The sequence below is a fragment of the Nitritalea halalkaliphila LW7 genome, assembly GCF_000265075.1.
In the GTDB taxonomy this organism is placed as follows: domain Bacteria; phylum Bacteroidota; class Bacteroidia; order Cytophagales; family Cyclobacteriaceae; genus Nitritalea; species Nitritalea halalkaliphila.
On sequence record NZ_AJYA01000024.1, the window covers coordinates 22,461 to 38,111 of the forward strand.

Annotated in this window: 18 protein-coding genes; 9 read left to right on the forward strand and 9 right to left on the reverse strand. The window is 50.7% G+C overall.

Going from position 1 to position 15,651, the window contains the following annotated elements; translation table 11 throughout:
• Positions 1-121 precede the first annotated feature (121 nt).
• Positions 122-1,927, reverse strand: coding sequence for a DNA mismatch repair endonuclease MutL (gene mutL / locus A3SI_RS09135; protein WP_009055312.1), 1,806 nt, complete (start codon positions 1,925-1,927; stop codon positions 122-124).
• Positions 1,924-2,334: a hypothetical protein gene (locus A3SI_RS09140; protein WP_009055313.1), complete on the reverse strand. Its 411-nt coding sequence runs from the start codon at positions 2,332-2,334 to the stop codon at positions 1,924-1,926. Before A3SI_RS09140 ends, mutL begins: the two co-directional genes overlap by 4 nt.
• Before the next feature lie 203 nt (positions 2,335-2,537).
• Between A3SI_RS09140 and A3SI_RS20705 the strand changes: the two genes are divergently transcribed.
• From A3SI_RS20705 to A3SI_RS09160, 8 genes are all read left to right on the forward strand, one after another.
• Positions 2,538-4,235, forward strand: a complete 1,698-nt coding sequence (locus tag A3SI_RS20705; protein WP_050977466.1) for a glycoside hydrolase family 3 protein — start codon at positions 2,538-2,540, stop codon at positions 4,233-4,235.
• Complete coding sequence (locus A3SI_RS20710; protein ID WP_050977468.1) at positions 4,232-4,792, forward strand: serine hydrolase domain-containing protein; 561 nt, start codon at positions 4,232-4,234, stop codon at positions 4,790-4,792. Before A3SI_RS20705 ends, A3SI_RS20710 begins: the two co-directional genes overlap by 4 nt.
• Positions 4,777-5,082: a serine hydrolase family protein gene (locus A3SI_RS21600; RefSeq protein WP_009055314.1), complete on the forward strand. Its 306-nt coding sequence runs from the start codon at positions 4,777-4,779 to the stop codon at positions 5,080-5,082. The genes A3SI_RS20710 and A3SI_RS21600 overlap by 16 nt, the downstream gene beginning before the upstream one ends.
• Positions 5,055-5,450, forward strand: a complete 396-nt coding sequence (locus A3SI_RS21605) for a serine hydrolase (RefSeq protein ID WP_262491768.1) — start codon at positions 5,055-5,057, stop codon at positions 5,448-5,450. The genes A3SI_RS21600 and A3SI_RS21605 overlap by 28 nt, the downstream gene beginning before the upstream one ends.
• Positions 5,451-5,543: 93 nt before the next feature.
• Positions 5,544-6,683, forward strand: a complete 1,140-nt coding sequence (bshA, locus tag A3SI_RS09150; protein ID WP_009055316.1) for an N-acetyl-alpha-D-glucosaminyl L-malate synthase BshA — start codon at positions 5,544-5,546, stop codon at positions 6,681-6,683.
• Between the two features lie 138 nt (positions 6,684-6,821).
• On the forward strand, positions 6,822-7,445 hold the full coding sequence (locus tag A3SI_RS09155) for a sterol desaturase family protein (RefSeq protein ID WP_202946856.1): 624 nt from the start codon (positions 6,822-6,824) through the stop codon (positions 7,443-7,445).
• 116 nt (positions 7,446-7,561) lie between these two features.
• The gene (locus tag A3SI_RS20720) at positions 7,562-7,777 is read left to right on the forward strand and encodes an NAD(P)-binding domain-containing protein (RefSeq protein ID WP_238531699.1); all 216 of its coding nucleotides are present in this window, start codon (positions 7,562-7,564) and stop codon (positions 7,775-7,777) included.
• Entirely contained in the window at positions 7,735-8,373 is a 639-nt protein-coding gene (locus tag A3SI_RS09160) for a Rossmann-fold NAD(P)-binding domain-containing protein (protein WP_238531700.1), read from the forward strand. Before A3SI_RS20720 ends, A3SI_RS09160 begins: the two co-directional genes overlap by 43 nt.
• 165 nt (positions 8,374-8,538) lie before the next feature.
• Here the strand turns inward: A3SI_RS09160 and A3SI_RS20725 are convergent, their stop codons facing one another.
• From A3SI_RS20725 to A3SI_RS18915, 7 genes are all read right to left on the reverse strand, one after another.
• Positions 8,539-8,664 (reverse strand): hypothetical protein, encoded by a 126-nt coding sequence (locus A3SI_RS20725; RefSeq protein ID WP_083836478.1) that lies wholly within the window; start codon positions 8,662-8,664, stop codon positions 8,539-8,541.
• A gap of 137 nt (positions 8,665-8,801) precedes the next feature.
• Positions 8,802-9,875, reverse strand: a complete 1,074-nt coding sequence (locus A3SI_RS09165; protein WP_009055321.1) for a RagB/SusD family nutrient uptake outer membrane protein — start codon at positions 9,873-9,875, stop codon at positions 8,802-8,804.
• Positions 9,876-9,886: 11 nt separating this feature from the next.
• A complete protein-coding gene (locus A3SI_RS18910) occupies positions 9,887-10,045 on the reverse strand; it encodes a hypothetical protein (protein ID WP_156810251.1) in 159 nt (52 codons plus the stop codon).
• A complete protein-coding gene (locus A3SI_RS21610) occupies positions 10,018-11,385 on the reverse strand; it encodes a SusC/RagA family TonB-linked outer membrane protein (protein ID WP_050977473.1) in 1,368 nt (455 codons plus the stop codon). The genes A3SI_RS18910 and A3SI_RS21610 overlap by 28 nt, the downstream gene beginning before the upstream one ends.
• Complete coding sequence (locus tag A3SI_RS21615; RefSeq protein ID WP_009055323.1) at positions 11,382-12,941, reverse strand: SusC/RagA family TonB-linked outer membrane protein; 1,560 nt, start codon at positions 12,939-12,941, stop codon at positions 11,382-11,384. The genes A3SI_RS21610 and A3SI_RS21615 overlap by 4 nt, the downstream gene beginning before the upstream one ends.
• Before the next feature lie 277 nt (positions 12,942-13,218).
• Positions 13,219-14,250, reverse strand: a complete 1,032-nt coding sequence (locus tag A3SI_RS09180; protein ID WP_009055327.1) for a PQQ-dependent sugar dehydrogenase — start codon at positions 14,248-14,250, stop codon at positions 13,219-13,221.
• Positions 14,247-14,384, reverse strand: coding sequence for a hypothetical protein (locus tag A3SI_RS18915; protein WP_156810252.1), 138 nt, complete (start codon positions 14,382-14,384; stop codon positions 14,247-14,249). Before A3SI_RS18915 ends, A3SI_RS09180 begins: the two co-directional genes overlap by 4 nt.
• Positions 14,385-14,522: 138 nt before the next feature.
• Between A3SI_RS18915 and A3SI_RS09185 the strand changes: the two genes are divergently transcribed.
• On the forward strand, positions 14,523-15,641 hold the full coding sequence (locus A3SI_RS09185; protein ID WP_009055329.1) for a sugar phosphate isomerase/epimerase family protein: 1,119 nt from the start codon (positions 14,523-14,525) through the stop codon (positions 15,639-15,641).
• The last annotated feature ends 10 nt before the right edge of the window (positions 15,642-15,651 follow it).

Sequence of the window (15,651 nt, forward strand, 5' to 3'; positions counted from 1 at the left end):
CTAAAGAAGGAGCGGAGGCGATCCGGTCCTAACTTGATAAAGGTTTTATTTCCGGCTAGGCCGTAGTTCGGTTGTTCACAGGCGAAGAGCTGTCCCACGAGCGTCTCCATTTCTAATTTATCTAAGGCAGTGCCCTTTTTCTTCGCGGCGCGTTTCGCGAGTGCGCGTGCGAGGTTTCTCTGGTACCTAAAGACAGTTTATCCTTAAAGTGTTTAAACTGGTCAAGGAGACCTTCGAAAAGAGCTTTGCCGTCACTGACGGGGACATCAGCAGGAACCCCCTGGATAAGCAGGGTGTCTTGGCCGAAGACGCTGAGCTCGAACCCAAGTCGCTGCAGGTCTTCCATGATGTCCATAACCAGCGCGAAGTCGGCTGGATGCAGACTGATATGCTGGGGAAACAAGCACTGCTGGCTGGCTCCCTGCTGTTTTTCGTACTGCCGCATGTACCGTTCGTACAGGATGCGCTCATGCGCGGCTTGCTGATCGATGATAACCAAGCTCCCTGAAAGCTGCGCCACGATGTAGCTGGCATCGATCTGAAAGGTCATCCCCGCCTGTTCCTTTTCGAGTAGCGGGCGCTTCGGGAGGGTCGCTGAGGATCTATCCTCTTCATTTGCCCGTGAGGCAAAGGTCAGGGTTTCTTCTTCTCGGGCGAGTTTGCCAGGATCTAGGGAGCTCTGTCCCATGGATTTTGGCGCTGGCGCCCCCGGTTCGGCACCTGCTTCGAAGAGCTTTTCCCAGCCCCGCGCAGAAGGGCGCTGAAAGCCAGGGCGAAAGTCTATGCGGGTCGAGGAGTGCGCACTTTTATCGGGGTAAATGGTGCGCTCATCAATTTCAATACGGTGTTCTTCATCCAGCGTTTCTTGCTGGCGAGTATTTTTCTGGAAATTATCTGTGAAATTCACGTCCAGGTCAAAGTCGATCGTAGGGACGACCAGGTGCCCTCCGAGCGCCTGACGTAGTGCAGTTTTGACGACACCATAGATGGTACGTTCATCGTCAAATTTGATTTCTGTTTTTGTCGGGTGGACGTTGATATCGATATGTTTCGGGTCGATTTCTAAGAAAAGCACATAAAAAGGGTGCAAGTCGGAAGCGATAAGTCCCTCATAGGCAGTGCATACGGCGTGGTGTAGGTAGGGGCTTCGGATATAGCGATGGTTTACGAAGAGGTACTGTTCCCCCTTCGTTTTACGTGCGAGCTCAGGCTTGCCTACGAAGCCACTGATGGTCAGAAAGGGGCTTTCTTCCTGCGCGGCGATGAGCTGGCTGCGGTACTGCTTGCCCATCAGAGCCACGATACGCTGCTGTAGTGAGCTGGCGGGCAGCTGGTAGAGCTCCATGTCCTGCTGGTGGAGGCTCATTTTAATTTCGGGATGTGCGAGAGCCACACGTTGAAACTCCTCCACGAGGTGTCGCATCTCTACGGCGTTAGATTTGAGGAAATTTCTGCGCGCGGGCACATTAAAGAAGAGGTTTTTTACAGCGATGGCGGTGCCATCAGGAAGTGCTGCGGGCTTCTGCTCCTTTACTTCGGAGCCCTCTATGAGGAGACGTGTGCCGAGTTCATCTGCGGCGCGTTTGGTTTTCATCTCTACCTGGGCGACTGCCGCGATGGAGGCGAGCGCTTCCCCTCGGAAGCCAAAGGTCTTGATGGCGAAGAGGTCTTCTGAAGCACGGATTTTAGAGGTAGCATGGCGTTCGAAGCTCATACGCGCATCTGTTCCGCTCATTCCTTTGCCATTATCGATGACCTGAATGAGCTGCTTTCCTGCCTCTTTTATGAGCACTTGGATGTGAGTAGCCCCAGCATCTACGGCATTTTCTAACAACTCTTTAAGCGCCGATGCGGGACGCTGAACGACTTCTCCTGCGGCTATTTGGTTCGCGATAGCATCGGGAAGAAGTTGGATAATATCACTCATCTAATCCGTCCCTTTCTTAAGCGGTTTAAAAATAAGAGGCCTGCGATGGACACACCACCATAGCCCAGTACATATAAAATAACCGGACCAAGGTACACATAACCGAAAAAACTTCCTACTAAGAAAATAAGTATTACCAGGCGCAAGATGCCTGTTTGGCTGGCGGCGCTACTTTTTCTACCCCCGATGCTGCCACCCTGGGCGAAGGCCCCGCGGATTCCACTGCCATAATCGCCCTGCAGCCGCTGCCGTTCGGAGTCTTCGCTGGCGATTTTGCCATCGGCCTGCAGTTCGCGTCGGATACGCTCTGTGCGCTGTTCTATTTCCTCGCGCACGGGATCATAGTAGCGCGGTTTGATGTCGAAACGCATCGGCTTGGCTGTTTTAAAGATGGAGGGAAATTTCATGGGCAACTCTCTTCAATTTTTACTCTATTTCCTTCGTTACTTGATTGAATTCGCTAAATTCGACCTCTTAGACGAATAAAAACAAGTAGCTTTGTAACGCACTGTCACGTTTACAAAGTTATCCTAATTTTCAGGTTTTTAAAATTAAACAGCACCATGACCCGAAAAGTTTACCTCATTTACATGGCTACCTTTCTGCTGCTTTGGCCTTAGGGGCCCAAACCAAGGACCCGCTCTTAACCCGCGATTATGCGGAGCAGATGGCTTGGGTCGAGGCGCAGTTTCAGGCCATGAGTTTAGAGGAGCGCATCGGGCAGCTGTTTATGGTGGCGGCCTATTCGAATAAGGGGGCGGCCCATGAGGCGGCGATCGCGCGGCTGGTGGAGCAGGAGGGCGTAGGGGGTCTGATCTTTTTTCAGGGGGGACCCGGACGGCAGGCCTCGCTGACGAATCGCTACCAAGGGCTGGCGAAGGTGCCTTTATTCTTAGCCATGGACGCGGAGTGGGGCATGCAGATGCGGCTGGACTCGCTTCCTGCTTTTCCTCGGGCCATGACCTTAGGGGCGCAGACCAGCCCGGAGTTGATCCGAACGATGGGAAATGAAATCGGCCGGCAGTTTCGGGAGATCGGCATGCATATTAATTTTGCACCGGTGGTGGATGTGAATGCGAACCCTCGAAATCCCGTGATCGGCAATCGCTCCTTCGGGGAGGATCCAGTACGGGTGGGGCAGCTGGCGAGCGCCTACATGAAGGGCTTGCAGGAGCAAAAAGTTTTGGCGAACGCCAAGCATTTCCCCGGACATGGGGACACGGAATCGGATTCTCATCACACGCTACCCGTGATTCGGAACAGTCGGGCGCACCTGGAGGAGGTGGATCTGGTGCCTTTCCGCATGCTTTTTCAGGAGGGGCTCACCAGTGTAATGGTGGCGCACCTGCATATTCCGGCTTTAGATGCCACCCCGAATTTAGCGACCACACTTTCGCCGAAGGTGGTGCAGGGCCTGCTGCAGGAGGAGATGGGCTTCCAGGGGCTGGCCTTCACGGATGCCTTGAACATGAAGGGCGTGAGTAATTTTAATAAGCCGGGGGAAGTCGATTTGAAGGCATTGCTGGCCGGGAATGATGTGCTGCTTTTCGCAGAGGATGTGCCGAAGGCGAAGCGGCTGATTATCGAGGCGCTGCGCAAAGGGGAGCTCGAGGAGCGGGTGCTTAATGCGAAGGTGGTAAAGATTTTAAAGGCGAAATACTGGGCTGGCCTTCACCGGCAGGGGCCTGTTTTTACGGCAGGACTTGCTGAGCGCTTGCATACACCTGCTACTGACGCACTACTAAAAGAATTGTATGCGGCTTCGCTCACGGTTTTGGATAACGAGGATGGCTTTTTACCCATGAAGTTTTTAGACCTGAACCGTGTCGCCACCCTTACGATCGGCGGCGACGCGAGTGTCTTTCAGGAGAAATTCGATCGCTATGCCGAGGCGAAGCATTTTAGCATCGGAAAAGGGGAGACGAATCGCGCACTGCGGGATAAGTTGGCGGAGTTCGATGTAGTGGTCGTGAACCTGATGGGTGTCAGTGGGGGTGCGGGCAGTAATTATGGGCTGAATCGCATGGACATGATTTGGCTGAAGGACCTGGCTAAGGTGAAGACCGTGGTACCCGTGCTGTACGGCTCTCCTTATGCCCTCGCCGCACTTAGTGGTTTAGGGAATGTGGTGGTGGCCTACGAGAACAATCGTTATGTGCAGGATGTGGTGCCGGAATTACTCTTTGGTGCCCGCGGCACCCAGGCCCGCCTACCTGTGACGGCCTCCTTTAGCTGGAGGGTAGGCAGTGGAGAGGATGTTTTGCCCTCTGGCGACTGGGCTTTGCTACGCCTTTTCAGCAGGGCATGAACCCGGATGCGCTGGAGGAGATCGATAAAATTATGGAGGAAGGCATGCGGCGTCGGGCGTTTCCGGGCGGCGTGGTGCTGGTGGCGAAGTCGGGCAAGGTGGTTTTCGAGCGGGCTTATGGGGGGCACATGTATGAGGGGGGCACTCCGACGACCGTGCAGTCGATCTATGACCTGGCCTCCCTGACGAAGGTTTTGGCCACCACACAGGCGGTGATGTTTCTCGCAGATCGAGGGCTTCTCGATGTGGAGCAGCCACTCGAGCGCTATCTTCCAGAGCTGCGCCAGACCAATAAGGGCAGGCTGAAACTTCGAGAGGTGCTGCTGCATGAGGCGGGGCTCAAAGCCTACTTGCCCTACTATTCAGAGACTTTAGAGAAGCGGGAGTGGAAGCCGAGTTACTACCAGTCCACGCGGCAGCCGGGGTTTTCGCGACCTGTGGCGGCGGGGATGTACGCCATGGATCACCTGCGGGACAGCATTTGGCACTGGACGATTCAGTCGGAGTTAAGCCTCCGAAAGCGGGGGGGAAACCGGCCTATGTGTATTCAGATCTGACCATGTATTTACTTCAGGAGGTGGTGGAGCGCTTGGTACAGGAGCCCCTCGATCGTTTCTTAAACCGGACCGTGTATGCACCGATGGGGCTGAGGACCTTGGTTTTTAATCCTTTAGAGAAATTTCCTTTGGAACGTATCGCCCCTACCGAGTATGATGTGCTGCTGCGGAAAACGCTGGTTCATGGCTATGTCCACGACCCTGGGGCAGCCATGTTCGGCGGTGTAGCGGGCCATGCGGGCTTTTCGGTCAGGCTTTTGATGTGGCAGCGGTGCTGCAAATGGCCCTGAATGGGGGCTATTATGGGGATTTAGCCCTTTATAGCCCCGAAACCATAGCCACTTTTACAGGCTATCAGTCCTCGATTAGTAGGAGAGGCTTCGGCTGGGATAAGCCGGAAAAAGAATTGGATAAAGGGGGGAGCGCGGGAAAATTAGCGCCTAAATCCACTTTTGGTCACACTGGGTTCACAGGAACCTGTGCCTGGGCTGATCCAGATAATGAATTGATCTACGTTTTTCTCTCCAATAGGGTACATCCGAATGCGGAAAACAACGTACTTCTAAAGGAGGGCTATCGGCAGCGCATCCACGATGTGATTTACAAGTCGATGCAGATAGAATTATTTCAGGAACGCTTAGTAGATGCCGAGGATTAGCGCGTTCGTTTTGGTTAGGTAACGAGAGTCACAGAATTTAATGAACATTTTCCCCCTACTTTGCTGTTTATACAGCATTAAATAGAGAAGCACATGAAAATAGGCATTGTTTGTTATCCCACCTTCGGCGGTAGTGGTGTAGTGGCTACGGAGTTAGGTAAGGCACTTGCTAAGGTGGGGCACAAGGTGCACTTTATTACCTATAGACAGCCCACCCGTTTAGATTTTTTCAGTGAAAACCTCTTTTACCATGAGGTGGACATTAAAAGCTATCCGCTTTTCGAACATGCGCCTTATGAGTTGGCGCTGGCCAGCAAAATGGTGAATGTGGTCAAATACGAGCAGCTCGACCTTCTGCACGTACACTATGCGATTCCGCACGCTTCGGCGGCTTTTATGGCCAAGCAAATCCTGCGTGTGCAGGGCATCGAAATCCCGGTGGTCACCACGCTGCATGGAACAGACATTACCCTGGTGGGAAAAGATCCGAGCTATGAGCCGGTGGTGACCTTTAGCATCAATCAGTCCGATGGAGTGACTGCCGTTTCCGAAGATTTACGGCAGGCGACCTATGCCCACTTCGATGTTCAGCGAGATATTCGCGTTATCCCAAATTTCATCGATCTGGACCGCTTTAAAAAGCAGAAAAAAGAGCATTTTAAGCGGGCGATTTGTCCACACGATGAAAAACTTTTAGTGCATACCTCCAACTTCCGAAAGGTGAAACGCGTAGAGGATGTGATTCGGGTCTTTTATGAGCTGCGTAAGCGTATTCCTGCCAAACTTCTTTTGGTAGGGGATGGTCCAGAACGCGATCGCATGGAGCGCCTCTGTAGAGATTTGGGGACCTGCGATGATGTGCGCTTCCTGGGCAAGCTGGAAGCTGTAGAGGAGGTGCTCTCCGTAGCAGATCTCTTCATCATGCCCTCCGAAAAAGAAAGTTTCGGTTTGGCCGCTTTAGAGGCCATGGCCTGCGAAGTGCCTGTACTCACCTCGAATGCAGGCGGAATACCTGAGCTAAACATCGACGGGGTGACGGGCTTCGCATGTCATGTCGGTGATGTGGCTACGATGACCGAAAAGGCCGCCTATATGCTGGCACCAGAAAATTTACCGCGTTTTAAGGCGAATGCACTTAAGCGTGCTAAGGACTTCGATGTCAGTAATATACGGCCTATTTACGAGGCCTACTACGAAGAAACTATTGCCAAAGCGCACAAGGTCCTGACCTAAATTCGCTTGTTTCCTAATAAACTTTTGGCTGTAGCGATAGTTCTATAGCCAATCTGCATGTACTTTTGCATGCTTTTTGATTACGCGTTCTTTTCAGTATGCATTAACCAACTATTTAAATAGGATATGAGTAGCACAATAAAAAAGATTGGGAGGTTGGACAGGCCTGATAATTCCGGTTCTGCTCAAATGTTCAAAAATCCGACACTGGAGAGATTGTCTCGGACGCATATCAGCATTCCGATCGTATTATTTCTGGGGATAAGTTCGGTATCCTTTTATTATGCGGTGACGAGCACGACGATAGCGCTTCCGCTTGGTATCGGGATATTCTTAGCAGGAATTTTAGCCTTCACTTTCGTGGAGTATATGATGCACAAGCATTTCTTCCACATGCTTCCCGATACGAAGTTTAAGGATAAGCTGCAGTATTCCATTCATGGTGTACATCACGATTACCCGAAGGATAAGGACAGGTTAGCCATGCCGCCCTTCGTGAGTGCTGCTTATGCGGCCATCTTCTACGGCGTGTTTACGCTGCTAATGCAGGACTACGCGCTTTATTTCTTGCCGGGATTCTTGGTAGGCTACGCCGCTTATTTGGCGGTTCACTATGCGGTACATGCTTTTCAGCCGCCGAAAAATTTCTTGAAGGTGCTCTGGGTGAACCATGCGGTGCATCATTATAAGGATCCAGATGCGGCCTTCGGGGTGAGTTCACCACTTTGGGACTACCTTTTCGGAACCCTACCAAAAAAATAAAGCATACAATCAAGCAGCTTTCGGGCTGCTTTTTTTTGCCCGTAGGGCAAAGCATGTTCAAGAAAACCCTGCGGCTGCGGCTGCGTTTAATGAAAAAAATTAGCGGGAAATTCGATATGAAAAAAATAGGAATCATTGGTTTTGGCTGGCTGGGGGAGCCTTTAGGGCATCACCTGAAAGAGGCGGGCTACACAGTAGTAGGCTCCTGCACGTCGGAGCAGAAAAAAGAGCGGTTGTGGGCTGATGGCCTGCATGCTGTGTACTTTAAACTGAGCCTTATCCGGAGGGCGTGGCGTATCAGGCACTTTTTCAGGTGGATGTGCTGGTCGTGAATGTTCCGCCGCGGAGTCGAAGCATGCCTGGGGATTTTTATCCCGAGCAGATGCGCTACCTGCGTGAAATGATCGAGCAGGCGGGGATAAAGCATGTGATCTTTGCTTCCTCCACCTCTGTTTACCCGAATGAGCGGCAGCTCGCACGAGAAACGGACGCCTTGCTCTTAGAAACGTCGGAGAGCCCGGGGATTTTAGCGGCTGAGTACCATATGCAAGGCGGCGATTTCAATTGTACGGTCTTGCGCTTCGGTGGTCTGCTTGGTGTGAATCGCGTGCCAGGGAGCTACTTTTCAGGCAAGGAGGGAGTGGCCGGCAATCCTCCTGTCAACTATATTCACCAAGAGGATGCCATTCGGTTAATTCAGTGGGTTATTGAGGAAGGAAAATGGAATGAGGTGTATAATGCCGTGAGCCCATTGCACCCTTGTCGCCGTGAGGTGTACGAAGAAAATGCGCGTAGGATGGGCTTTGCCCCCCCTGCTTCGTATGCAGAAACAGGAGCTTGGAAGACCATAAGTGCAGACAAGCTGGTGGAGCACGGATTTGAGTTTGTGTTTCAGGATCCGATGAAGTTTTGGTATCAAAAAGTATGAAGTTCCTCTTTCGGTTCGGTCTTGCATGGCATGCATGTGAGTAAGTGACCGAGGCGCGAAGGTCTTACAAGCATAAAAAAAGCTATCGGAGAACCGATAGCTTTTTATTTTTAAGTGCTACTACTAGCCATTTATTTCCAAGTTCGCGCCAGTAGGGGGCTAAGCTTATAGCGTTTCATAGCCCGGATTCTGCACGAGTGCGCTGGAAACTTGTAGTTCATCGCGTGGAATCGGGAAAACTCTTCTGAAAGCAGGCATGCCGAGTACTGTGCCGATTTGATTAAAACGCACAAGGTCGAAGAAGCGGTGTCCCTCATAGTTGAGTTCTGCTCTGCGCTCACGAAGTAAGGCGTCACGGAAATCATCGAGTGAGCTGATCGTTTCGAGTGGTGCTAATCCCGCTCTCTCGCGTACGCTATTTAGGTCATCTAAGCCCGCCGCCGGTTTCCGGAACCATAAGCTAAGGCCTCCGCGCGGATAAGTAAAAGCTCAGCGAAGCGGAATACTTTGGCATTATTCGAGTTGGTATTATCCGGATATTTATTCGTACGGTTTGCATTACGTAAGAAAATAAATAGGTTTCTTCTTGCGTCGCCATCTTCGAAGAAGTTAAGCAGTGAAGGGTCTACATTGTACTCATCTCGACGGATGGTGAAGGTATTGAAACCACTTTGATCTTGATCGTTAAACTCTACTTCGAAGATCGATTCAGCGGTAGGCTCAGTAGCTTCGTAAATCGCGTTCACGTCAGCTAAGAGACTAAAGTTCCCTGAATTGATCACCTCATTAGCATCTGCCGCAGCGGCGGTGTAGTTTTTGCGGTAAAGCTGCACACGCGCTCGCAGGGATAGTGCCGCCCAGAAGTTAAAACGTCCTCGGTCGTTAAAGCCTTCTAAATTAGCGATCGCCACATCGAGATCAGCTAGAATCTGGTCATACACCTCCTGAACGCTGCTACGCGCTAGGTTAGGAATTAGATTAAAGTCATTGTTCTCGATAGGAGCCAGCAGAAGTGGCACACCGAAGGCGGAGCTTTCGTCGTAAAACTCTCCATACACACGTAGCAGATCGAAATAGGCCAAGGCACGAACGCCATGAGCTTCTCCTAATACACGGTCTCTATTGCCAAAAGTCTCGTCTTCTAGGTTAGGAATGCCCGTAATCAGCAGGTTAGCGATATTCACCACCCGGTAAATATTCGGCCAGGCCTGCGTGATCCATAAATTCGTGAAGGGAACGGCACGCTGATCGATCTCCAGCTGGCTATCAAAGAAGCCTTGGAAGGTCGCATTATCGGCGATTAGGTCATTATTTAGGACGAATTCCACTCCGTAGTACGGATCTACCTGCATGCGGGAATACGCTCCCAGCATGATCGCATTTGCAGAGGCGCCATCACGAAGTGCTGTGTTCGCATCTAAGTTCGCGAAGGGCTCTGGGTTTAATATATCACAGCCTGAAATCAAGGCTATGGAAAGACATATAGCTAGTATTTTTTTCATAGTAGGCTGCATTAAAGTCCGATGTTAACACCTAAAGATAAACTTCTCGTCTGAGGGAAGGTACCGAAGTCAGATCCTGCCACGCGTGGATCACGTGCATTCTGGCTCACCTCAGGATCGAAACCGGTGTAACGGGTAAAGGTCAGAAGGTTTTGGCCTTGTAAGAACACACGCAGGAACGTGCACCTACACGCTGTACGATTTCAGGTCTGAAGTTATAACCTAAAGTAAGCATACGTAAGCGTAGGAAAGAGCCGTCTTCCAACCAGCGGCTGCTGTACTCTCTCCAGTTGTCGTTTTCTAAAGAGGCTCTTGGGATATCGGTAATGTCCCCAGGATTTCTCCATCTGTTTTCAGCCAGCCTGTGGTTATTTCCGTCTGGAAGTGGGAAGCCGGTCCCGATTCTACTCCAGCCTAAGTTTTCGTACACCGCGCGAGAATGGTTGAAGATCTGATTTCCTACCGTAAACTGGAAGAAGACATTCAGGTCAAACCCCTTGTAGGAGAAGTTGTTATCGAAACCTCCAAAGAAGTCTGGCTGTGCATTTCCTACGATTCTTCTGTCTGCGGAGTTAATCACTCCATCGCCATTTTCGTCGATCCAGCGCATGTTACCTGTTTCTGGATCCACTCCTTCATGATCGATGAGGAAGAAGGTTCCGATAGGGTGTCCTACGGACAAAATATGGGAGTCGCTGATGATCTGATCGTTAGTTTCTAATGCCAAAATCTCATTTCGGATCCAGGAGATGTTAAAGGCTGAGCTCCACTGGAACTGTGCATTGTTGATGATTGCACCGCGAATGCCTAACTCCAAACCACGGTTTTGAACACTTCCGATATTTTCTGTTACCGTTCTAAATCCTGAAATTCCCGGGATAAGGCGGTTCAGTAAGAGATCGTTGGTGGTTTTGATGAAGTAGTCTGCCGTTAAGGTAATACGATCGTTCATCACACCGAAGTCTAACCCCCAGTTCCACTGTGCGGTCGTTTCCCAAGTCAAGTTATCATTTGCTAACTGTACAGGAAGTAAAGAGGGCACCTGACGATAGGCATTGATTCCGAATAGGCCCCTTGAAGCAAAATTGCCGATACCATCCTGATTTCCTACTACCCCATAAGAAGCACGGATTTTTAGGTCAGAAATAAAGTTTTGCTCCTGTAAAAAGGCTTCTTCCGAAAGGCGGTACGCTACAGAACCGGAAGGGAAGTACCCGAAGCGGAAGTTTCGACCAAAACGGGAAGAACCATCTGCACGAACGGTAAAGGTGGCTAAGAATTTATCTGCATAGCTGTAGTTCGTTCTAAAGAAATAAGAGGCGATACCCCAGTCCGTGCGGTTCGTGGAAGCACTGGTGATATTAGCTGCAGCCGCTAAAACCACGAAGTCATCACTTGGAAACTCCTGTCCGATGATGCTGGAAAACGCTCTTCTGGAAGCCTGAAAGGACGTACCCAAAACGGCATTCAAGTAGGACTTACCCCCGCCGAAATCTTCATCATAGGTCAAGTAGTTTTCTGTAATCCACGTAAAATCTTGGGTGGATCCGAAAGTGCCTGCCCATTTAGCTGTGCATTAACAGACTCTCTGGAGATAATCGGCGTATAGGACTCATCTTCCAAGTAAGTGAAGTCGATACCTGCAGAGCTTCTAAATTTCAACTTCTTATTGATCGTCGCTTCTGCATAAGTATTCGCGATTCCACGCGTAGTGCGCGTAAAACGATGGTACTCATTAGCGATCAGCACGGGGTTATCAAGCATCCACCAGCCGAAATAGTCAAATGGATCTGCATAGCTACCATCTGCCTCAAAAACAGGCATTAAAGGATCACCCGCTAGTGAATTAATTACCACCCCGTAAAGGGAGTTGTCATTAATCGTTCTATCCTGAATGGTGCGGCTGACATTGATGCTGGTTCCTACTTTCAACCAGTCTCGTGCTTTGGTATCTACATTTAGCCGAGCCGAAATTCGCTCGAAACCCGTTCCTAACTGAACACCTTCCTGATTAAAATAAGCTAAGGAGGTATAGTACGTGGTCTTGTCATTTCCTCCAGAGACAGCTACATCGTGACTTTGGATCGGAGCGTCGCGGAAAATTTCGTCAAACCAACGTGTATTGCGTAGCTCTAAATCTGGATCGGTGAGATCAAATCCCCATAAGTTAGACACAAAGCGCTCTGGATAATTCCGTCCTAAAAAGCGATTGTCCTGCATGGCGGCTTCATCCATGAGCTCTAAAAACTGACGGGAGTCCATCATATCGATCTTGTTCGTCACCCGCTGAAAGCCGTAAAAGGAGTTAATATCGATTTTAGCATCGCCTGATTTACCACGTTTCGTGGTGATCAAAACCACGCCATTTGCACCTCGTGAACCGTAAATGGCTGCTGCGGAGGCATCTTTAAGGATTTCGATGGATTCGATGTCGGCAGGGTTAATGTCTGCTAAAGAGTTCGTCGCCTGACCACCCGAAAATAAACCGGAAAGGTCTTCAGAAATCATCGGAATACCATCGATTACATATAAAGGCTCAGAGCTGGCGGAAAGGGAGGTGTTCCCCCGAATCTGCATTGTGATGCCTGCGCCGGGAGTTCCGGATGGGCTCTGCACGAAAACACCCGCCGCACGCCCCTGCATGGCCGCATCTAAGCTGGCCACTGGCATACGGTTAATGTCATCGCCCGTCACACTTCCTACCGAGCCCGTTAAATCACGACGAGACTGCGTACCATAACCGACTACCACCACCTCACTAAGCTGCCGCTCGTTCGTTTGTAAACGGACATCGATCACGGACTGATTTCCGATCGTAATCTCGGTGTTGTTATAGCCGATAAAGGAAAAAACAAGCACCTGCTCATTATTATCTACACGTATGGTGTACTTTCCGTCGATGTCTGTGACGGCCCCTAAGTTCGTCCCCTTCACCCGGATGTTTACCCCGGGGATAGGGTCATTATCGTCCGCCGAAACCACCGTTCCCGTGACGACTTTTTCTTGTGCCCATGCCGCCGCTAAAAAAGCGAAGATGAACATCATACTCAGTAATTGTTTCTTCATATAAGGTTTGTTTTGATTGGTATAAAACAAGTTGTTTTAGAATTAAATGTAAGGAATAATAAGGAGTCATTCCAAATTTTTCTTCACATTTAAAAAAGGGGGGAATAAATAAACGCTTAATAGTCGGATGACTGTATTAAATTTTGTCTTATTCCTAAAAAAAACAGGCTTATTTGGGTTCTTGTAAAAGCAAACCGCGAAAGCAAGATACGTGCGGTCATAAAAAAAGCTGACTTGTAAAAGCCAGCTCAAATTTAAACCAATTTTTTCTAAAAAATCAAATTTCTACTGGAAGTAGCTTGATTAATAATCCTGTTCCTTCTACTAGAGCATATAAATAGCCGTCAGGGCTTTGCGCCACCTGGCGCACCCGACCGATACCTGCTAAGAGCTTTTCTTCACCTACGTATTCGGTTCCATTCAGCTCTACGCGTGCTACCTGCATGCCCGCCAAGCCAGCGACCAGCATATTTCCTTTCCAAGCGGGATAGCGGTCAGAGGTCACCATGGCCATGCCACAGGTAGCGATGGAAGGTACCCAGTAGGTCACGGGCTGCTCCATGCCTTCCCGCTCGGTTTCCTCCGTGAGGATAGTGCCGTCGTAGTTAATGCCATACGAAATGGTCGGCCAACCGTAATTTTTCCCCTTTTCAATCAGGTTAAGCTCATCTCCGCCTTTCGGGCCATGTTCCACCGCCCAGAGGCGCTTCGTCTCGCGATCATAGACCATACCCTGCGGGTTCCTGTTGCCATAACTCCAGATGGAAGCCACAGCACCCTCCTGACCTACGAAAGGATTATCCTCAGGAATACGCCCATCATCATGAATACGGTGGATTTTTCCGTGCGCATTATCGAGCTCTTGGGCATTTTCGGGGCGAGAGCCCTTGTCGCCATTCGCAAAGTATAGGTAATTTTCTTCATCGAAGACGATGCGGCTGCCGAAGTGACGCCCACCCTTCCAAGCAGGATAATTTACATAAATTTCCTCTAGATCCACCAAGTTAAGTCCGTCGAGTTTGGCACGAGAAATAACCAGCACCCCTCCATCTTCCTCATCACGAGCATAGGCAAGGTACAGCCAGCCATTTGACTCGTAATCGGGATGCAGGGCGATATCCAAGAGACCCGCCTGATTCACATGGTGCACAGCAGGCACACCACTCAGTTTTTGACCCGTGTAGCTGTCATTTTCGAAAACCAGGATGTCCCCACGGCGCTCGGTCACGAGCATTTTGCCGTCAGGCAGCCAGGTCATCCCCCAGGGATGCTCGAAATCTTGGTACAACGTATCTACTTTAAAGGTCATTTTATCCGATACCGTCGCGAAAGCCAGTTGCTCTGTGGACCCTGTCCCTCAGCCTGAGGCTCTCCTGTACAGGCTATTCCGAAAAAGACCAGACCAGCCAGCAAGAGTTTGAAGCGGTGTTTGTTTGTTTTCATGAGATCAGTTTTTATTTATAGAAGATATTTTCGACCTTGAAGGTTTCTCCGTTCACGTAATTCTGGGTGCGCCTGGGCGCAAAACACGCGCCGCGAAACACACTTTATTCTATGTATGTACAAACAAATGTAACAAAAATGAATCAAATTTGGCTGATGACTTCTGCATTCGACCGCCTGCAGCTGCAGGAGCTCCTTCCACTGGCACAGGAAATCGGGGTGCAGGGCCTCGATCTGTGTGTGTTTCGCCGTGATGGCACACGCGATGATTTCGTGGCCACGCATCTGGAGTATGCGCATTTCGGCCCTGAGGACGCTGCACAGCTTATCGAGCAGTTTAATGCCCATCGCCTGCGCCTGTCAGTAGGGGCTTTCGATAATCTCATCGGGGGACCTGAGGAGGTGCAGCGCCAGAATCAAAACCATCTGCTCCGGCTTATCCGCATCGCCCACCTGCTGGGGGGAGATGAAAACGATGTGAAAGTGGGCACCTTCGTCGGCTATAATCATGAGCTCGGTAATACCGAAGGGGGCTTCGAAAAGAACTTGCTGGCCTACAAGCGTGTCTTTACTCCGATTATCCGCTATGCTGAAGACCTCGGGGTGACCATTCTGTATGAAAACTGCCCGATGGAGGGCTGGCGCAGTGCCGGACATGCCCATACCTTTAATAACCTGTCGGGGGTTTTGGCGGCACGCCAACTGATGTACTATCTGATCGATAGCCCGAATCATGGGGAGATTTACGACCCCAGCCACGATGTCTGGCAGCATACGGACCCCTGCGCGGTGATGCGGGCGACTGACCCCAAGCGCCTGCACCGCATCCATGTGAAATCGACGCGCAGGCAGGCGGACCCTTTTTGGGGCAATATGTACCCTCGCCATGCCATTCCTGCCGACTGGAGCCGCGCACTGGGCCTGCCGGACAGTACGAATCCCTGGGAGCGGCACCATTATGAGGCTACGCTGCCGGGTTTCGGTCTGGGAGACGACATGGACTGGCGGCGCTTCATTCAGGTGGTTCAAGAGCAGGGCTTCAGTGGCCCATTCGAAATCGAAAATGAGGCCAAGCTGTCCAAGCAGACTGGCAACTTGGCCGCTACCGTGCAGGGCTGTCGCGCCACCGTTCAGAACTTAGCTCCTCTGCTTTATCCCCTCGGCGAGAGCGGCTACCAGTACCCTGTGGAGGCAGTGGCACCCTTGCGCCAGCTGAGACGAAAAAATATCCCGCTCGTGCAGATGCAGGATTTATAGGGAGGTCGCC

What these genes read in the sequence shown, in the direction of transcription:
- mutL (WP_009055312.1), bottom strand. Translation starts at nt 1,927, where the DNA reads ATGAGTGATATTATCCAACTTCTTCCCGATGCTATCGCGAACCAAATA.
- A3SI_RS09140 (WP_009055313.1), bottom strand. Translation starts at nt 2,334, where the DNA reads ATGAAATTTCCCTCCATCTTTAAAACAGCCAAGCCGATGCGTTTCGAC.
- A3SI_RS20710 (WP_050977468.1), top strand. Translation starts at nt 4,232, where the DNA reads ATGAACCCGGATGCGCTGGAGGAGATCGATAAAATTATGGAGGAAGGC.
- bshA (WP_009055316.1), top strand. Translation starts at nt 5,544, where the DNA reads ATGAAAATAGGCATTGTTTGTTATCCCACCTTCGGCGGTAGTGGTGTA.
- A3SI_RS20720 (WP_238531699.1), top strand. Translation starts at nt 7,562, where the DNA reads ATGAAAAAAATAGGAATCATTGGTTTTGGCTGGCTGGGGGAGCCTTTA.
- A3SI_RS09165 (WP_009055321.1), bottom strand. Translation starts at nt 9,875, where the DNA reads ATGAAAAAAATACTAGCTATATGTCTTTCCATAGCCTTGATTTCAGGC.
- A3SI_RS21615 (WP_009055323.1), bottom strand. Translation starts at nt 12,941, where the DNA reads ATGAAGAAACAATTACTGAGTATGATGTTCATCTTCGCTTTTTTAGCG.
- A3SI_RS09180 (WP_009055327.1), bottom strand. Translation starts at nt 14,250, where the DNA reads ATGACCTTTAAAGTAGATACGTTGTACCAAGATTTCGAGCATCCCTGG.
- A3SI_RS18915 (WP_156810252.1), bottom strand. Translation starts at nt 14,384, where the DNA reads ATGAAAACAAACAAACACCGCTTCAAACTCTTGCTGGCTGGTCTGGTC.
- A3SI_RS09185 (WP_009055329.1), top strand. Translation starts at nt 14,523, where the DNA reads ATGAATCAAATTTGGCTGATGACTTCTGCATTCGACCGCCTGCAGCTG.